The organism is Nocardia pseudovaccinii (assembly GCF_050942345.1).
Lineage (GTDB): Bacteria > Actinomycetota > Actinomycetes > Mycobacteriales > Mycobacteriaceae > Nocardia > Nocardia pseudovaccinii.
In genome coordinates this window covers 9,535,066-9,552,182 of sequence record NZ_CP192074.1, presented here as the reverse complement: position 1 = coordinate 9,552,182, position 17,117 = coordinate 9,535,066, and the positions used below count along the sequence as shown (strand labels likewise).

The window sequence follows — 17,117 nt, the reverse complement described above, 5'->3', positions numbered from 1 at the left end:
TGCGTTAAGGAGTGGATATGGTCAACTGGGATGCGCCGACCATCGACCTCGCGCCCGCTGCGGACCCAGTCGGCTACCACAGACTGCATCCGGACCGGGGCATGGAATTCCAGCTCAACCGATTCCTGCAGTGGATCGGCCCCGATGCTCTGACCGAGATTCGCGCCGCCGCCGAGCGGATCGGCTCCTACTCCGACTGGATCACGGCGTTCCTCGAACTGGCGCAGCAGTCACGGGCGGACGGTCGCGTGCTGCCCGCCGCGTACTACGACCGGGCGGCAGAGTTCTTCATGCCCGTGGACGACCCGCGCCGCGTCCACGCTCGCGACCGGTTCGTCGGTGCGATGCGCGATCTCTACCAGCTGTTTCCGGTCGATGTGCCCTTCGGTGCGGTCGCATTGCCGACATACGAGGTGCGGCCCGAAGGCCCTTCGCGAGGCGTCATCGTCGTCTGCGGTGGATTCGACGAGTACACCGAGGAAATCTTCCCCCTGCTACTGACCGGCGCCCGCGCCGGATACCGCGTCATCGCCTTCGACGGCCCCGGCCAGGGCGGCGCTCTGGAAGACCACGGACTGCCTCTCACCGCAGCCTGGGAACACCCTGTCGGTGCCGTCCTCGACCACTACGGCCTCGATGACGTCACCTTGATCGGCATCTCACTCGGCGGTGGACTCGCCATCCGCGCCGCCGCCCTCGAACCACGCATCCGGCGCGTCGTCGCGCTCGACGTTCTCGATGACTTCCTCGAATGCCTTGGCGGACAAGCCTTTCCCGGCGCAACCCCGGCGCTGCGTCTCGCCCTCGCCGCCCACGCTCGCCCCATCGTCAACCTCACCGCGCGCTTGGCCGCCGCCCGCAAACCGATCGCCGCCTGGGGCGTGCGCCAAGGCATGCACGTCACCGGCACCGCGGACGCCTACGCCTTCTTCCGCGCCGCCCGCGCCCTGTCCACCCGCACCATCTCCGACCGCGTCACCGCCGACGTCCTCCTGCTCGCCGGAGCCGACGACCACTACGTCCCCGCACGCCAACTCCACCGCCAAGCCGCCGCGCTGACCCACGCCCGCTCCGTCACTACTCGCCTGTTCACCGCCGCCGAACAAGCCCAAAACCACTGCCAAATCGGCAATATCGGCACCTGCCTGCAGGCCATCCTCGCCTGGCTCCACGATCATCAGCCCGCAGCGGACGACAACCTGAGCGCAACGCCGAGCCGGTGAGCCTCTGGGTTCGCACCGAACGGCCCGCAAAACCGCTGGCACCGAAGCTGCTCAGTGTCGTTCGGTCGTCACCGACGAATCCACCACCGGCACCCGAGTCTCCTCAGCAGCGCTCAACGCCATCGAAACCAATAACGACACACCGGAATTCGCACCCGGGCCGCGACGACCTCCCGCGGAACGCCCACTGAGGCCGGAATTCGAAAGCCATAGCTTCCCCACTCGGCGCAAATCTGCTGATGGAGGAGTCCGTATCGCGACCCTCGCGAACCCAGACGGCACCATCTGGCAACGCCATCCGGCGCTGGCTCAACGAACAAGGCGCCCGCCAGTTCTTCCTCCGCGCCCTTGCGTAGTCGCCGTCGAAAGCCGCAGCTGCGCAGCGCGTTACTCGCGATCCCGCCGCCGCAGCAACTCGTTCACGCTGACTGTCCGCCCGTCCGCGCTGTGGTGCCGACCTTCGTCGGGCTGGCCGATGCGGCGACGATTGGACCGCAACTCGGCCATCCAGTTCTCGATGCTGCTCCGGTTCTCGTCCGAGACATCGTCATTCGACGGGGCGGGCCGCTCCGACGGCGCGTGGTGGGTCGGATGGTCCGAAGCCGGGATGGGCGTCTGCTGAACCGGTGGCGGGGGAGGCGTCGGTGTGGGCGCAGGCGGAATCGGACGAGTCGGTTCGGACGCTCCCGAAATCGTCGGAATCGGCCGCGGCCGAATGGGCTCGGGTGCGGGCGGCGCCGACTGGCCGAACGGCACGGCCGGCGACCCCTGCGCAGGCGGCAACCCCGGCGCAGGCGATGCCAGTCCGGATGGCGGCACGGGCGGCCCAGGCGGTGGCGTGTGCAGCGACGGATTCGCCCGCGGCCGAGTCGGATCGTGCGGCGCGACAACCGGCCGCGGCGGCACCGGCGGCTCGGGCGGGAGCTTCGCGAAATGCTGCGTCGGCGCGTCCGCCTCGATCTCCTCGACCGTGCGCGGCCGCCGCGGCGACCGCGACCGAGTACTGGCGTTATCGGTGAGCGCGGGCATCTGCATCGTCACCGGATCGGTGATCGGCGTGGTCTTGACCAGGTCGACGACCTCCCCCCCGCCGGGACGTTCGTCGTCCAGAATCGGCTCGCCGAGCCCGATCTTCTGCTGCACCTTCTTCATCCACGCAGGCGCCCACCAGCAGTCGTCGCCGAGCAGCTTCATGGTGGCCGGGACGAGCAGCATGCGCAGAATCGTCGCGTCGATGAAAAGCGCCGCGATCATGCCGTAGGCCAGATACTGCATCATGACCAGATCGGAGAACGCGAACGCGCCGGTCACCACGAGCAGGATGAGCGCGGCGGCGGTGATGATGCGCCCGGTCTGCGCGGTACCGATGCGCACCGCCTCGGTCGTCGAGGCCCCTTGCGTGCGCGCTTCGACCATGCGCGACAACAGGAATACCTCGTAGTCGGTCGAAAGACCGTAGATAACAGCGATGATCAGCACCAATACCGGCGACATGATCGGCTGCGGCGTGAAGTTCAGCAGGCCCGCGGCGTGCCCGTCGACGAAGATCCACGTCAAAATGCCGAGCGTGGAACCCAATCCGAGCGCGCTCATCAACGCGGCCTTGATGGGCAGCACCAGTGAGCCGAAGGTGAGGAACATCAGCAGCGTGGTCACGAACAGGACCAGCGCGATCATCCACGGCATCCGGTGCAGCAGCGCGTCGATGCTGTCCTTCTGGATCGCGGGCTGTCCGCCGACATACATCTGCACGTCGTCCGGGATTTCGAGGGAGCGCAGATAGTCGATGGTCGGATCCGGATTCTCCGAATCCGCCAGTGTCGCGCTGGTGCGGAACACTTCCTTGTCCGTGTTGGACTGAGCGGGCACGTCGAAGGTGCCGTTCAAGCCGGGCGCCTGCTTGGCCGCGGTCCACACCTTGCCGACGTCACTGCTGTTACCGGAGACGAAAACCAGCTGGATCGGATCGGACTTGCGTAGCGGGAAGATCGAGTCGAACTTCGCCTGCGCGAGCCGGGTCGCGTTATCCGGCGGCAGATACCGCTCGTTGATACCGCCGAAGGCCAGATTCTTGACCGGAATGATCAGCAGCAGCAACAGGATGCAGATCGGGATCGCGATCTTGAGCGGATGCTGCATCACCCAGCGGGTCGACTTGCCCCAGAAACCGGTCTCGACTTCCTCCGCGGTCTTGGTCTTGCGGAAACGCTTGAGCCCGAGCAAATCCACCCGCGACCCGAGAATGCTGAGCATCGCGGGCAGGATGGTGATGGCGGTCAGCGCGGCCAGCGTGACGGTCGCGATGGAGCCGTAGGCGATCGATTTGAGGAAGCCCTGCGGAAACAGCAGCATGCCGCCGAGGCTCGCGATGATCATCGTCGCGGAGAACACCACGGTGCGACCCGCGGTCATCACCGAACGTCGCACGGCCGCACGGGTGTCGTAGCCCTCGGCGAGTTCCTCGCGGAATCGACTCACGATGAACAGGCCGTAGTCGATGGCCAGACCGAGACCGATCATCGAAACGACCGGCGAGACAAACGAGTTGACCTCGGTGAACTCGGTCACGAACCGCACGATGCCCCAGGCGCCGATCACCGTGAGACCACCGACGATCAGTGGTAGCGCCGCCGCGACAACACCACCGAAGATGAAGAACAGCAGCACCGCGACCGCGGGGATGGCCAGGATCTCCATCCGCTTCTGGTCCGCGGCCATGGTGTCGTTCAGCGTGCCCGCCACCGCCTGCAGACCCGCGACCTGCACATCGACGCCCGGAATGGCGAAGGCATCCTTCGCTTTCCGGAAATTGCGCACCATATCGGTGTCGTTATTGCCCTGGATGGCGACCGAGGCGAAGGTGTACTTCTTATCCTTCGAACCGAATGTCAACGGTGATGCCGGACCGGTTTCGGTCTGCCAGTAGGCGCCGTTGATCTTGGAGATCTCATCCGGATGTTCGCGCGGCAGCGAATTGAGGCTGTCGACGATCTTCTGCCGGAATTCGGGATCATCGATCGTCTTACCGTCCGGTGCGGTGTAGAGCACGATCACATCGCTGTTGTGATCACGTCCGAACGCCTCGTCGGACAACTTGGCCGCCTTGGCCGATTGCGACGTGGGATCGTCCCACCCGCTGGAGCTGAGATGGTCTTCCAGGCCAAGGCCGTAACCGCCGAGTGCCAAGAGGGCGGCCGCGACCATGCCGATGACGGCGAAGCGCAGCCGATAGACCAGATCGCCCCAGCGTGTGAACACTAAGCGACTCCTTGGGCAGGGCGAGAGGTGAGCAGCGCCGACAGCGGCCGGAACGGCTGCAGCCAGGCTCCCTCATCGGGCAGCGAGTCGAGGCTGACCCTGGGCAGTGGTTCACGGAACACGCCCGGGATGTCCTCGAGATCTACGAACTCGAGGGTATCGGATGTTACGGCCCAACTCGCATGCTCACGGAAGCCGAGTATCTGAACGGGGATTCCGTTGGCGGCCAATCGTTCGAGCGGTTCGCGGAATGCCTGGCCATCGGCGGAGGCGACCATGATGCCCGCCAGCCCGGCACCGCGGCTGCGTAGCTCGATGTGCGCGAGCATATCCGCGTCGACATCGGAGTCCTCATCGATCTTGGGCTTGGCGAAGACCGCGTAGCCGACATTGCGCAGCGCCTCCACCCACGGCCGCACCACATCGGCGGTACCCGGCGCGATATTGGTGAAGACGGTCGCTTCCGGTTCGACCCTGGTCACGCTGCCCACCGATAGTTCGGCGGTGCGCGCGAGCAGCCAGCGGCCGAGCGCGTCGAAGCGCGGTCGATAGGCGGCGGTCGGGCGGCCGCCGAGGATCGCGCCCAGTCCCATATCGAGGTTCGGGGCGTCCCAGACCAATAGCACCCGACGCACATCGGGCGTAACCGCGCCGATCACCTCGGATCCGGTTCCGTGCACCTCCCCGGCAACATCCACGACCGCATGGGCCATCTCACCGACACTCATCATCCGATCTTCCCCCATATGAACTCGTTGATGGCGCTTCCGGCGCGATGTGCCTTGCCTTCGAATTTCGTGACGGGCCTTTCGAAGCCGATCGGGGCGCTGTCGCGATGCTCGGCGCTGACCCCGACCGTGGTCTCGTTGAGGCCGATGAGCTGCGGTTCTGCGGCACCGACCTCGGCGATGAATTCGGCGTAGTCGGCGTGGTCGGTCGCGACGTGCAACACACCGCCGGGCCGCAGGCGATTGGCGATCAGTGCGAATGTCGCGGGCTGCAACAGTCGGCGTTTATGGTGTCGCGCCTTCGGCCACGGGTCGGGAAAGAAGACTCGAACGCCCGTGAGCGACTGCTCAGCAATCATGTTTTCCAGCACATCCACAGCGTCACCGCGCAGCAGTCGAATGTTGCCGATCTGCTCACGCTCGATGCGTTGCACCAATTGCGCGAGACCGGGCTGGTAGACCTCGATGCCGATGAGATTCAAATGCGGTTCCGCCTGTGCCATCGCGGCGGTGGCGGTGCCTGTCCCACAACCGATTTCGATGACGAGCGGAGCCTCCCGGCCGAACCAGGCAGGGGCGTCGAGTGGTTCGTCGGCCACATCGCGGCCGATCTCGGGCCAGGTGCGATCCCAGGATTGCTGCTGGGTCGCGGTGAGTGCGCCCCGGCGCGAGCGGAAGCTCGTCACGCGTGGGTACAGGCGAGAGCCCGAGCCCTTTCGGGATCCACCGTCCGCCGGAGCCGGAGCTGTGGACGGCGGTCCGGGAACTGACTCGGCAGTATGGTTCGCGGCGTCGTTCACGCGCTCCATTGTCCAGCATCGCAGGATGCGGGCAGCAAGCGGTCGTAGCGGATCGCTTGCGGGTCACCCGATACGAACGATTATGCGGCGCGTACGCGGGGGATTCGAGCGGCGGGCTCGGTCTCCTGACGCAGCGGCTTGCCCAGCGCCACCTTGAGTGCGGTGCCGAGCATTTCCCACAGCCCGCGCACCCCCGTGGGCGAGGCGGCGACCGACCACACCGTGCTGTCACCGACTTCGCGCACCGGTTTTCCGGCGAGCCGGTCGCTGAGCCAGTCCAGGCTGATCGGGGTGGCCAGGGGGAGCAGCGAGAAATGCTCGCTGAGCCGGTCGCGCACATAGGTGACCTGTGCGCCGCCGCGGCGATACCGCTCGACCTGGCCGTCGACGCCGTCCATATGGATGATCTGGTCGTGCACCGGCTGCAACACCAGCAGCGGGCAGGTCGGGGTGGAGTGGCCGAGGCGCAGGTCGTCGAGCATGGCCTGCATATCGGGCGTGGCGAGTACCTCGGCGAGCGGACGGCTCAGATGGTGGCCGACATCTCTTTTGACGAGCCCGAGAACCGCCGCGAACGGTGTCGACCGTTCGGCGCGTTCGATGAGCCGCAGACCCTCGGCATCGCAATCGCTGTCGAATACCTCGCCCAGTGCCGGATAGAGCCTGCGTAGCGCCGCGATCACGATCGCGGGCAGTCCGGCGTAGTGCCCGCCGTTGAGCCGGGTGAATACCTGGCCGGGATCGCCGACCGGCGCACCGAGTACCGCGCCGACGATATCGAGCTCCGGTGCGTAGGTCGGCGCCATCTCGACCAACCACGAACTGGCCATACCGCCGCCGGAATAACCCCAGACCGCGATCCGGGTATCGGGGCGCAGACCAAGCGGCGCGAAGCGCAGCGCCGCGCGGATCCCGTCGAGTCCGCGGTAACCGGGCTCGCGCGGCGCGCCGAAATTCCCGTGCGGGCCCTCGTGATCGGCGATGCTCACCGCCCAGCCCCGGCGCAGCGCGTTGGCCACCAGCATCCATTCGAATTGGGTGACCGAGCCGAGTGCGTGGGCACCGCGACGCAGTGCGTAGGAGGGGGAACATCGCTCGGCGACCGCGTCCATGGCGGTCTGGAAGGCCAGCAGCGGGCGGTCTTCGTTAGGGTCGGCGTCGAGCGGCAACAGCACCGTGGTGACTGCCGCTTCCGGAGTGCCGTGCATGTCACAGCTGCGGTAGAGCAGCTGCCAGGCAGAGACCTGCTGCGGTACAAGACCGAACAGTGCGAGTTCGACGCGACGGCTGCGCAGGATGGTCCCGGCCGGACGGGCCGCGAAACCCTTCGGTGGTCGGAGGAATGGATCGCTACTGGGTAGCAGTGGCTTCCGATCGCCGGACGCGTCCGGCTCGACACCGATGACATCGACAGTCACGGCAACCTCCTCATCGAGACCAGCGGAACGGATTCCGCCTGGTCGGCTTGCCGTGTTCGATTGCGGCGCTCCCGGGGCCCTGCGTGGTGACGTAAACTACCGCCTCCGGGCCCGTCGCTCGCACCGCGTGTTCGAAAAGCAAAGCTGCGCACCGACTATGGTGCCGACCATCCCGCCAGATTAAGTGACCATGGCATCTGTGGGAACCCCGAGGTAGGGGGCTTGCCGCCGCACTAGACTGCGCGCATGAGCAGACCGACTGTGTTCATCACCGGTGCGGCGGCGGGTATCGGCCGGGCCACGGCCCTACTTTTCGCAGCACAGGGGTATCACGTCGGTGCATACGATATCGATGAGGTGGGGCTGACCAGGCTCGCGGCCGATATCCACGCCGCCGACGGCAGTGTGCGCACCGGGGTGCTGGATGTGACGAACGACACTCACTGGACCGAGCGTCTCGCGGAGTTCAACGGTGACGAGAACCGGCTCGACATCCTCGTCAACAATGCGGGCATCCTGCGCGCGGGTTCATTCGAATCGATCGATCTGGCCGCCCACCAGACAATCATCGACGTCAATCTCGGCGGGGTCATAGCGGGAACGCATGCCGCGTTCAGCTATCTGCGCGATACGCCCGGTGCTCAGGTGGTGAATCTGTGCTCGGCATCGGCGATCTACGGTCAACCCGAACTCGCCAGCTACGGCGCGACCAAGTCCGCGGTCAAAAACCTCACCGAGGCACTCGATCTCGAATGGGAGCGTCACGATATCCGGGTGATCGCGGTGTGGCCGCTGTTCGTGGCCACCGCCATGGTGGACGGCGTCGAGACCGGTACGACCAAATCGCTCGGCGTGCGTCTGACCGCCGAGGATGTCGCGCAAGGGATCTGGGACGCGACCCGCAAGCGCGGACGGCTGCCGCGGGTGCACTACGAAATCGGTGCGCAGGCAAAGGTACTGGCGGCCGCCGCGAAATACGCGCCCAACTGGGCCGTGCGGACCGCGAACAAATACTTCAGCGGCAGCTGACCCTTTCGAGCGACCCGCAAGCAGTCGCCAGCTGACCCTTTCGAGCGACCTGCAAGCAGTCGCTACGGCCCGTCCGCGCGGTATGTCTGCAAGAATGGCGCACCGAAAAGGGGGTGCGAAGCTTTGCCGACAGCCACCGAATCCGACGGGCCCCGGATCCGACCGGGCGGACCCGCACGGGAACTGGACCAACTCGACCACCTGCTCGCGACGCTGCGCTCGGGTGCCGATCCGCGGATCGTTGGCCAGGTGGGGACCGCCGTCGCGCGCTGGCGTCGGCCGCCGCGCATTCAGGTGACCGGGCGGGCGCATACCGGGCGGACCACCGTGCTGCACGCGCTGGCGTTGATGTCGGCGGTGGAGACGGCGCCGATCGATGAACCGGGTGTGGCCGATCCTGAACTCGACGCCGACATCGTCGTCTATGTGCTCTCCGGTGCGCCACAGCCTGCCGACCGGCGGATTCTGTCGGAACTGCCGCCGGAGCGCACGGTCGCGGTGCTGAACAAGGCCGATGCCATCGGATCCCGGTGGGGTGATGCGGTCGCCGCCGCCGAGCAGTACAGCGGCGGCCTCGGGACCGTCACGCTGCCGGTGGTCGCCTCGTTGGCCGTGCGCACCAGGGCCGGTGCGGTGAGCGAGGCCGATATGGCCACGCTGCGCCGCCTTGCCGAAAGCGCGGATCCGGCGCTCACGCTTTCGCCCGACTTGTTCGTCTCGGCATCGGCCGGACCGGACGTCGCCGAGCGTGAAGAGCTGTTGCAGCGCTGGGATCTGTACGGCGTGACCTGTGCGCTGTCGGCGTTGCGGCAAGACCCCGGACTGGGTCCGCACGCACTGCTGCAGATCATGCACGCGGCCAGCGGTATCGATCCGCTGCACCGCTTATTGCACCGCCGCTACGAACAGGTCTCCGCGCTGCGCGGCGGCGAACTTCTCGACGAACTGGCCCGTCTCGCCGCCCGCGCCGTCCCGGCCGACGGCGCGAACGCACGGGACGTGCTGGAGGACTACCTCCTCGGCGACGACGCCCTCTGGCTCGGCCTCTGCGCGGGTCTCGCCTACCCGGAGGTCGCCCACCTGGCCGCCGGATATCGCGCACCCGCGCCGTCCGATGCCGACGACGCCCTGGCCCGCGCCGCCCGCTGGCGCGCGGTGGTCTCCAGCGATATGTCCGCCGCGGCTCGCCGCGCCGCCCTGCGCGTGCACAACGGCTACATCCGGCTATGGGAACGGATGAGCAGTGCCGGACTCTGAGCAACCGGATTCCGTCGGCGCGGAGCCCGAGAAGGGGTCGCTGACTCCAGAGGTCGAGGCGGTCATCGCGCGGTGGAATCCGCAGGGGACGGCGCTGTTGCGCGCGGTGCGGGGGACCGGGGTGGCGTCGGCGGTGTCGTTGATCGGGCCCGATGACGCCAGTACGAGCCTGTTGCGCACCGAGCTGGCACGGTTCGAGCCGCGGATCCCGCTCTCGGATCCGGTGCCCGATGCGAGCGCGGCGGTGGAGACCACGTCGCCGTCGGGTAATGCGCCGTCGGCGGTCGCGCTCATGCTGTTGGACGCGGGTAGTGCCCTCGGCGCCGACACCCTGCACATCGTGCAGCGCCTGCGCGCCGACGGCACCCGGCTCCTGCTCGCCATGAACGGCATCCACGCCTATCAGGACTGGCGCGCGGTGCGGGCGCACAACCTCGAACTGCTCGCCGCCCAGGGGATCGACGATCTGGAGATCGTGCCGGTTTCGGCGCGGCTCGCGGTGGCGGGCCGATCGGGTGGAGATGCGGGTCTGCTCGATCGCTCCGGACTCGGCGCGCTGCATGCGGAACTCGCGGCGGCCACGGCCGGCGCCGAATCCGATGACCGGGTCGCCGCGGTCACCACGCGCGTGTTGACCGATACCCGCCGACGGGTCGCCGAACAGGTCGCGGTACTGCGCTCCGGCGCGGAACCGATCCAGTGGCGCGAGGAACGCGCCGTACTGCTCGCCGGGCGTGACGGCGGCCGCGCCACCGCCATGTCCACCCTGCGCAGCCAGCTGCATCTGGCCAGGGTGGATCTGATGACCGATGTCGGGGCCCGGGTCCGCGCGCTGCACGCCGCCGCCCGGGGCGAACTCGATCGCTTGCGCCGCGCCGAATTCGGCGGCTATCCCGAACGCTTACAGCAGGCGGTCAACGAGCTGACCAACGTCGTGGACGGAACCATCGACCAGCGGCTGTCCGAGCTCACCGACCGGCTCGCCGCAGCACCGGAACAGGACCGCGGCATGCCACCGCGTTGGCGTGATCCGGCCCCGCGTGTCGGTCCGGATCCGGAGCCGAGGCACCGAGGTGTCGAAGATCACCTCATGATCGCGCTGGGTGCGTCCGCGGGGGTCGGCATCGGCCGCCTGCTGGTGGCCCCGTTCTCGCTCGTGCAAGCCCTCAATTTCGCGGTCCTGCCTGTGACGCTGCTGCTCGGAGCGGGTGCGGCGGCCTGGGTGGTGCGGGCCCGCGGTCAGGTCGCCGACCGTGCGCACCTACGTCAATGGGTCTCGGACGCGCTGGTCAATGTGAAGGCCCAATTGGAGCAGCGGGTCGCCACCGCGCTGGTGGAATCGGAGACCGCGCTATCGGACCGCGTCATGCGCGCGAGCACCGAGCGAATCGTCGAAATCGACCGTCAGGTGGCCGAATTGGAGGCCAGACTGCGCCGCGCCGCAGCGGAGCAACCGGGACAGCTCGCCGCCTGCGAACGCGATATCGCCATCCTCGACCGGTATCGGACTTCTTTTGATTAGGTAACTTAGTGGGTACTCCTGGGGGAACCCGATTCCGTACTGGTCGTCACATCGCGTTAACCTCTTAAGCAGGAACCTGGGCGTCCGCTTCGTCCTTGTACGCGGTCCAGCCATGACGCGCTTTCGACTGGTCGTAGCGGGTGCCTTCCCGCCAACGGTGGCGCTCGGTGTGTTCGCGCTGGTCATGGGCCTATAGGCCAGGCGGAAACACCGTGAACCGCCCATCTCAGGAGAGTTTTCATGACCTCAGCGACCATTCCTGGTCTTCGCGATTCCGACGGCAAGCAGCCGACCGAGCACAGCGAACTACTCGCCTGGGTACAGGACGTCGCAGAACTCACTCAGCCAGAGCGAGTGGTCTGGGCGGACGGTTCCGACGAAGAGTGGGATCGGCTGACCGCTCAGCTCGTTGCGGCGGGCACTTTCAAGAAGCTCAACGAGGACAAGAAGCCGAACTCGTTCCTCGCCCTCTCCGACCCCTCCGATGTGGCGCGTGTCGAATCCCGCACCTACATCTGTTCGAAGACCGCGGCCGACGCGGGCCCCACCAACAACTGGGTCGACCCCACCGAGATGCGCGCCACCATGACCGAGCTGTACCGCGGCTCGATGAAGGGCCGCACCATGTACGTGGTGCCGTTCTGCATGGGCCCGCTCGGCGCCGAGGACCCCAAGCTGGGTGTCGAGCTCACCGACTCCGAATACGTCGTCGTCTCGATGCGCGTGATGACCCGCATGGGCACCGCCGCGCTGGAGAAGCTCGGCACCGATAAGCCTTTCGTGAAGGCCCTGCACTCCGTCGGCGCCCCGCTGGCCGACGGTCAGGCGGATGTGCCGTGGCCGTGCAACGACACCAAGTACATCACCCACTTCCCCGAGGACCGCGAGATCTGGAGCTACGGCTCCGGCTACGGCGGCAACGCGCTGCTCGGCAAGAAGTGCTACTCGCTACGCATCGCCTCGGCCATGGCCCACGACGAGGGCTGGCTGGCCGAGCACATGCTGATCCTCAAGCTGATCTCCCCCGAGGACAAGGCGTACTACGTCGCCGCGGCCTTCCCGAGTGCCTGCGGTAAGACCAACCTCGCGATGATCCAGCCGACGGTTCCCGGCTGGCGCGCGGAGACCCTGGGTGACGACATCGCCTGGATGCGGTTCGGCAAGGACGGCCGCCTGTACGCGGTGAATCCCGAGTTCGGATTCTTCGGCGTCGCGCCGGGCACCAACCGCAGCTCGAACCCGAACGCGATGGCGACCGTCGAGGCGGGCAACACGGTCTACACCAATGTCGCGCTCACCGATCACGGCGATGTCTGGTGGGAGGGCCTGGAGGGCGAGCCCGATCACCTGATCGACTGGAAGGGCAACGACTGGTACCTGCGGGAGACCGAAACCCTTGCCGCGCACCCGAACTCGCGGTACTGCACGCCGATGTCGCAGTGCCCGATCCTGGCTCCGGAATGGGACGACCCGCAGGGTGTGCCGATCTCGGCCATTCTGTTCGGCGGCCGGCGCAAGACCACGGTCCCGCTGGTGACCGAATCCTTCGACTGGCAGCACGGCGTCTTCATGGGCGCGACCCTGTCCTCCGAGCAGACCGCCGCCGCCGAGGGCAAGGTCGGCACCGTGCGCCGCGACCCGATGGCGATGCTGCCGTTCATGGGCTACCACGTCGGTGACTACCTGAACCACTGGATCAATGTCGGTAAGAACGCCGATGCGAACAAGCTGCCGAAGATCTTCTACGTGAACTGGTTCCGTCGCGGTGGCGACGGCCGCTTCCTGTGGCCCGGATTCGGTGAGAACTCCCGCGTGCTGGAGTGGATCGTCGGCCGCATCGAGGGTTCGGCGCAGGCCGAGCCGACCGCGATCGGCAATGTGCCCACCGCCGCCCAGATGGACCTCGAGGGTCTGAAGGTCGATCCCGCCGATGTCGACGAGGCACTCGCCGTCGATGCGGACGAATGGCGCAAGGAGATTCCGCTCATCGAGGAGTGGTTCGAATTCGTCGGCGACAAGCTGCCCTCCGGCGTGCGCGACGAGTTCGAGGCGCTGAAGGAGCGCCTGGGCTCTGTCTAATGGCCGCGCCTTCGGCGCGGCGTGTTCGCGGCCCCCTGGTGTCTCGCGTCCGAGCCGTCGAGACTCGCGCCTGCGGCGCATGCGCTTCGACGACTCGGACGCGAGACGGGCCGCGAACTCCTCGCTCGTAAGACTCGCTCCGTGGTGGCTGAGTAATCGACGAACGCGCGACGCCGCCTGCACCGTGTTGCTTCGACGACTCGGACGCGAGACGGGTCGCGAACTCCTCGCTCGTAAGACTCGCTCCGTGGTGGCTGAGTAATCGACGAACGCGCGACGCCGCCTGCACCGTGTTGCTTCGACGACTCGGACGCGAGACGGGCCGCGAACTCCTCGCTCGTAAGACTCGCTCCGTGGTGGCTGAGTAATCGACGAACGCGCGACGCCGCCTGCACCGTGTTGCTTCGACGACTCGGACGCGAGACGGGTCGCGAACTCCTCGCTCGTAAGACTCGCTCCGTGGTGGCTGAGTAATCGACGAACGCGCGGTACCGCCCGCACCATCTTTCGCGATGGTGCGGGCGGATTCGGCTGTGGCGGGATTATTCGGAGAACGGCGCGAACCGGATCACTTGACGGAAGCCCGTAGTCCGGAAGAGCCATCGGATCCGTCCGTCCGGCATCACGGCAGCCTCGTTCGTCAGCGCTTGCGTAACATGCTGTTTGAAGTTGTGCCGAGGATGGCGGCGCAGCAGTTCCTCGACCCAGCTCGGATCGAGATCGGACATCCGTGCCCCGAAGACGTCCACGGACGCGCCTGCGGAGACGAAGCCGAGATCGTCGACCTCATCGGCGACTCCGACGGTGAGGTGCGCGGCGATCGCGGCACCGACGGTGTGTGCCTGTTCCGGTGTCGCACCCGCACCGGTGACGAATTCGACGGCCCGCTCCGCCCCGGTCACCGCGAAACACCTTCCCGGCGTTGGATGTTCGAGATGCAAATCATGCAGCAGGCAGGAAACGTAGGCCAACTCGTCGTCGTATCGCGTGCCATCGACTTCAGCGAGCGCACGCCCGAAGAAATAACTCCGATACGAGTGCTCCAGCACGTGCACCGAAAGACTTTCCCGCGCTTCCTCTTCCGTGGCCTTGGCCAGCTTCGAATCGGGCAGTTTCAGTTCCGCGAAATCCACCCGCCCGTTCCCGCGTCGACCGAGCGCCATCGCTACCTGTCCCGCAACGAGCCGGGGCAATCCCGCAACGAGCTTGGCAGTCAGCTGCCTCCGCTGACGACCGGAAAGCGCCCCGCTCGTACGCGTCGCCCATTCCCAATCCATCCCAGCAGGCGCACCCACGTCGATCTCCTTCTCCTCGAACAAGTCTCGCTCTCAGTGAAGCCCCCGAGGCGCCCGCCGACGAGTGGCGCAAATGTCAGTAACCCTCGGATTCCCGCCAATCGTACGCCCCACCAGCCGAAAGTTCGGGCTGGACAGGCGATCGGTCAGCGGAAATCGAGAGCGTGATCTTGTGCCCACTGGGCGAAGGTGTGGGCGGGGCGGCCGGTGAGGTCTTCGACGATCGTCGATACCTGCGGTGGTTCGGTGACGCCGGCCTTCCATCCGGCCAGGACGGCCTCGACGCCGATCTCCGGCATGGTCTTGCCCAGCTCCACGCGGGCCTGTTCATCGGAAATCACTTCGAAAGCGATCTCGCGATCGATGGCCGCACCGATCTGCCGCACCTGCTCGCGCAGGGTCAGTGATTCGGAGCCCCATACGGTGTAGGCCTGGCCTTCGTGACCAGGCTCGGTCAGCGCGGTCACCGCGAGTGCTGCCAGATCCTTCTCGTGGATGGGTGCGGTCCTGGCTTCGGGATATGGCAGCCGGACGGCGCCCTCGTCACGGATGGAATGCTGCCACCACCAGAGGGCGTTCGTGGCGAACATGCCGGGGCGGATGAAGGTCCAATTCAGACCGGACTTCTCGATGGCGGACTCGATGACGCTGTGCATCAAGGCAATCGGATTGCTCGACGCATTGCTGTGCAGCACGGCGCCCGACGATAGGAACACCACGTGCTCGACTCCGGCGGCCTCGGCGGCTGCCACGAAACCGTCGATCCCCTCGGGCTTGGCGTATAGGAATACGCGCTGCGCCCCTTCGAGCGCCGCGGGCAGCGTTTCGGGCTGCTCGAGATCGGCCGCGACGACCTCCGCGCCCGGCGGGAAGCCCGCGGTGGCGGGTGCCCTGCTCGTCGAACGGACTTGTTCCCCTCTCGAAATCAGGCCCTCCACCACGTGGCGACCGACATTGCCTCTGGCTCCGAAAACAACTGTGACCATGGCGGCAGCGTAGGCCGCCCGGCTTACCCATGGTAAGGACATACCTTCAGGTAAGCTCCAGAAATGGCGGTACGTTCGCAGGTCGAGCCCACTACCTGGCAGGGCATGAGTGACGCATTCAACAGTGAGTGCCCGGCACGCGAGGTGCTCGACCACATCACGAGCCGCTGGGGAATGCTGATCCTGACCGCGCTGACCGACGGGCCGCTACGGTTCTCCGAGCTGCACGCCAAAATCGGTGGTATCAGCGAGAAAATGCTGTCGCAGACGTTGCGCACGCTCGGGCGCGACGGGCTGATCGCGCGCACCGTCGAGCCCACCACGCCACCGCGGGTCAGCTACGAACTCACCGAACTGGGCCAGGGGCTCACCGTGTCGCTGCACCAGTTCCTCGGTTGGATCCGTCAGCACACGGTCGAGGTCATGGCCGCCCAGCGCCGCCACGACCGCCAGCACCAGTAACCTGATGGCAGGGATTCCAGTCATGCTCGGATTCATGCCACACTGAGGATGTGCAGCAGGTAGTCGCGCTGGCGCTGGACGGCGTCATGACCTACGACCTGGCCTGTGCGGTCCAGGCATTCCGCCATGGGCCGGGCAAGACCGGGGAGTCGGTGGGGTTCGAGATGCGGACCTGTGGAGTGCGGCCGGGTCCGGTGTGGACCCCGAACGGTTTCGAACTCCGGGTCGACGAGGGGCTCGAGGCGTTGGCGAACGCCGACATCGTGGTGGTTCCGGGTATCGGGTTGCCCACGCTGCCGCCGCCCGACGAGGTGCTCGATGCGCTGCGGGCCGCATCGGAGCGCGGCGCGACCATGGTGAGCATTTGCGTCGGCGCGTTCATCCTGGCGCGGGCCGGACTCCTGGACGGGCGGGCCGCCACCACCCACTGGGCGTATTGCGATGAATTCGCCGCACTGTTCCCAGCGGTAAAGCTGGACCCCGCCGCACTCTACGTGGACGACGGTGATGTGCTCACCTCGGCGGGATTGTCCGCGGGAATGGACCTGTGCCTGCATATCGTGCGTCGAGAGCTGGGCGCGGGTCCGGCCGCCGATTTGGCCCGCTGGAATGTGACACCACCGCACCGCGAGGGCGGTCAGGCGCAATACATTCCGGATGCCTTGGGCGGCAATGACTTCCCCGGCGCCCTGGCCGCGACCATGGCCTGGGCGGCGGCGAATCCGGCTGCGGCGCCGGATGTTTCGGCGCTTGCCGGACATGCGCTGATGAGTGAACGCACGTTCATCCGCCGATTCAAAGCCGAGGTGGGCACCACGCCGCGGCGCTGGTTGGAGGCACAGCGCACCGTACGTGCCAGAGAGTTGCTGGAGACTACCGAACTGCCCGTCGAAGTTGTTGCGGCACAGTCCGGATTCGGTAGCGTCACCGCGCTGCGGGTGCATCTGCGCGCAGCCACCGGTACGACGCCCGCCGGTTATCGCCGGTCGCTGCGTCGTTAGCAAATCTCGTCGGCGAACGCGCGTACCAGGCGGTATCGATCGGTCGATGTTCTCGGATC

General features: G+C 66.8%; 13 protein-coding genes. 7 read left to right on the top strand and 6 right to left on the bottom strand.

Annotated features, from left to right (window positions below):
• Window positions 1-17: 17 nt before the first annotated feature.
• Window positions 18-1,223, top strand: a complete 1,206-nt coding sequence (locus ACQPZ2_RS42800; RefSeq protein ID WP_433523523.1) for an alpha/beta fold hydrolase — start codon at window positions 18-20, stop codon at window positions 1,221-1,223.
• 387 nt (window positions 1,224-1,610) lie between these two features.
• Here the strand turns inward: ACQPZ2_RS42800 and ACQPZ2_RS42795 are convergent, their stop codons facing one another.
• The 4 genes from ACQPZ2_RS42795 to ACQPZ2_RS42780 all read right to left on the bottom strand — a co-directional run bounded on the left by ACQPZ2_RS42795 (window position 1,611) and on the right by ACQPZ2_RS42780 (window position 7,427).
• Window positions 1,611-4,481 carry an MMPL family transporter gene (locus ACQPZ2_RS42795; protein ID WP_433523522.1) on the bottom strand — a complete coding sequence of 957 codons (2,871 nt, stop codon included), beginning with the start codon at window positions 4,479-4,481 and terminating at the stop codon, window positions 1,611-1,613.
• On the bottom strand, window positions 4,481-5,209 hold the full coding sequence (locus ACQPZ2_RS42790; RefSeq protein ID WP_084509697.1) for an NYN domain-containing protein: 729 nt from the start codon (window positions 5,207-5,209) through the stop codon (window positions 4,481-4,483). The genes ACQPZ2_RS42795 and ACQPZ2_RS42790 overlap by 1 nt, the downstream gene beginning before the upstream one ends.
• Window positions 5,209-6,018: a tRNA (guanosine(46)-N7)-methyltransferase TrmB gene (trmB, locus tag ACQPZ2_RS42785; protein ID WP_433523521.1), complete on the bottom strand. Its 810-nt coding sequence runs from the start codon at window positions 6,016-6,018 to the stop codon at window positions 5,209-5,211. Before trmB ends, ACQPZ2_RS42790 begins: the two co-directional genes overlap by 1 nt.
• A 71-nt stretch (window positions 6,019-6,089) precedes the next feature.
• Entirely contained in the window at window positions 6,090-7,427 is a 1,338-nt protein-coding gene (locus ACQPZ2_RS42780; protein ID WP_433523520.1) for a lipase family protein, read from the bottom strand.
• A gap of 246 nt (window positions 7,428-7,673) precedes the next feature.
• Between ACQPZ2_RS42780 and ACQPZ2_RS42775 the strand changes: the two genes are divergently transcribed.
• The 4 genes from ACQPZ2_RS42775 to ACQPZ2_RS42760 all read left to right on the top strand — a co-directional run bounded on the left by ACQPZ2_RS42775 (window position 7,674) and on the right by ACQPZ2_RS42760 (window position 13,314).
• Complete coding sequence (locus ACQPZ2_RS42775) at window positions 7,674-8,456, top strand: SDR family oxidoreductase (RefSeq protein WP_063047865.1); 783 nt, start codon at window positions 7,674-7,676, stop codon at window positions 8,454-8,456.
• 123 nt (window positions 8,457-8,579) lie between these two features.
• Window positions 8,580-9,713 (top strand): hypothetical protein, encoded by a 1,134-nt coding sequence (locus tag ACQPZ2_RS42770; protein ID WP_433523519.1) that lies wholly within the window; start codon window positions 8,580-8,582, stop codon window positions 9,711-9,713.
• Entirely contained in the window at window positions 9,700-11,235 is a 1,536-nt protein-coding gene (locus ACQPZ2_RS42765; protein WP_433523518.1) for a hypothetical protein, read from the top strand. Before ACQPZ2_RS42770 ends, ACQPZ2_RS42765 begins: the two co-directional genes overlap by 14 nt.
• A gap of 240 nt (window positions 11,236-11,475) precedes the next feature.
• Complete coding sequence (locus tag ACQPZ2_RS42760; protein WP_433523517.1) at window positions 11,476-13,314, top strand: phosphoenolpyruvate carboxykinase (GTP); 1,839 nt, start codon at window positions 11,476-11,478, stop codon at window positions 13,312-13,314.
• A 542-nt stretch (window positions 13,315-13,856) separates the two neighbouring features.
• Here ACQPZ2_RS42760 and ACQPZ2_RS42755 read toward each other — a convergent pair.
• Both ACQPZ2_RS42755 and ACQPZ2_RS42750 read right to left on the bottom strand, forming a co-directional pair.
• The gene (locus tag ACQPZ2_RS42755) at window positions 13,857-14,591 is read right to left on the bottom strand and encodes a phosphohydrolase (RefSeq protein WP_433527681.1); all 735 of its coding nucleotides are present in this window, start codon (window positions 14,589-14,591) and stop codon (window positions 13,857-13,859) included.
• A gap of 164 nt (window positions 14,592-14,755) precedes the next feature.
• Window positions 14,756-15,595: an NAD(P)H-binding protein gene (locus tag ACQPZ2_RS42750; RefSeq protein ID WP_433523516.1), complete on the bottom strand. Its 840-nt coding sequence runs from the start codon at window positions 15,593-15,595 to the stop codon at window positions 14,756-14,758.
• 63 nt (window positions 15,596-15,658) lie between these two features.
• Between ACQPZ2_RS42750 and ACQPZ2_RS42745 the strand changes: the two genes are divergently transcribed.
• Together ACQPZ2_RS42745 and ACQPZ2_RS42740 are read left to right on the top strand one after the other, a co-directional pair.
• The gene (locus ACQPZ2_RS42745; RefSeq protein ID WP_433523515.1) at window positions 15,659-16,057 is read left to right on the top strand and encodes a winged helix-turn-helix transcriptional regulator; all 399 of its coding nucleotides are present in this window, start codon (window positions 15,659-15,661) and stop codon (window positions 16,055-16,057) included.
• Window positions 16,058-16,107: 50 nt separating this feature from the next.
• Window positions 16,108-17,058: a GlxA family transcriptional regulator gene (locus ACQPZ2_RS42740; RefSeq protein ID WP_433523514.1), complete on the top strand. Its 951-nt coding sequence runs from the start codon at window positions 16,108-16,110 to the stop codon at window positions 17,056-17,058.
• The last annotated feature ends 59 nt before the right edge of the window (window positions 17,059-17,117 follow it).

Coding starts and splice junctions, on each gene's coding strand:
- ACQPZ2_RS42760 (WP_433523517.1), top strand. CDS start 11,476: ATGACCTCAGCGACCATTCCTGGTCTTCGCGATTCCGACGGCAAGCAG.
- ACQPZ2_RS42800 (WP_433523523.1), top strand. CDS start 18: ATGGTCAACTGGGATGCGCCGACCATCGACCTCGCGCCCGCTGCGGAC.
- trmB (WP_433523521.1), bottom strand. CDS start 6,018: ATGGAGCGCGTGAACGACGCCGCGAACCATACTGCCGAGTCAGTTCCC.
- ACQPZ2_RS42775 (WP_063047865.1), top strand. CDS start 7,674: ATGAGCAGACCGACTGTGTTCATCACCGGTGCGGCGGCGGGTATCGGC.
- ACQPZ2_RS42750 (WP_433523516.1), bottom strand. CDS start 15,595: ATGGTCACAGTTGTTTTCGGAGCCAGAGGCAATGTCGGTCGCCACGTG.
- ACQPZ2_RS42745 (WP_433523515.1), top strand. CDS start 15,659: ATGGCGGTACGTTCGCAGGTCGAGCCCACTACCTGGCAGGGCATGAGT.
- ACQPZ2_RS42790 (WP_084509697.1), bottom strand. CDS start 5,209: ATGAGTGTCGGTGAGATGGCCCATGCGGTCGTGGATGTTGCCGGGGAG.
- ACQPZ2_RS42755 (WP_433527681.1), bottom strand. CDS start 14,591: ATGGATTGGGAATGGGCGACGCGTACGAGCGGGGCGCTTTCCGGTCGT.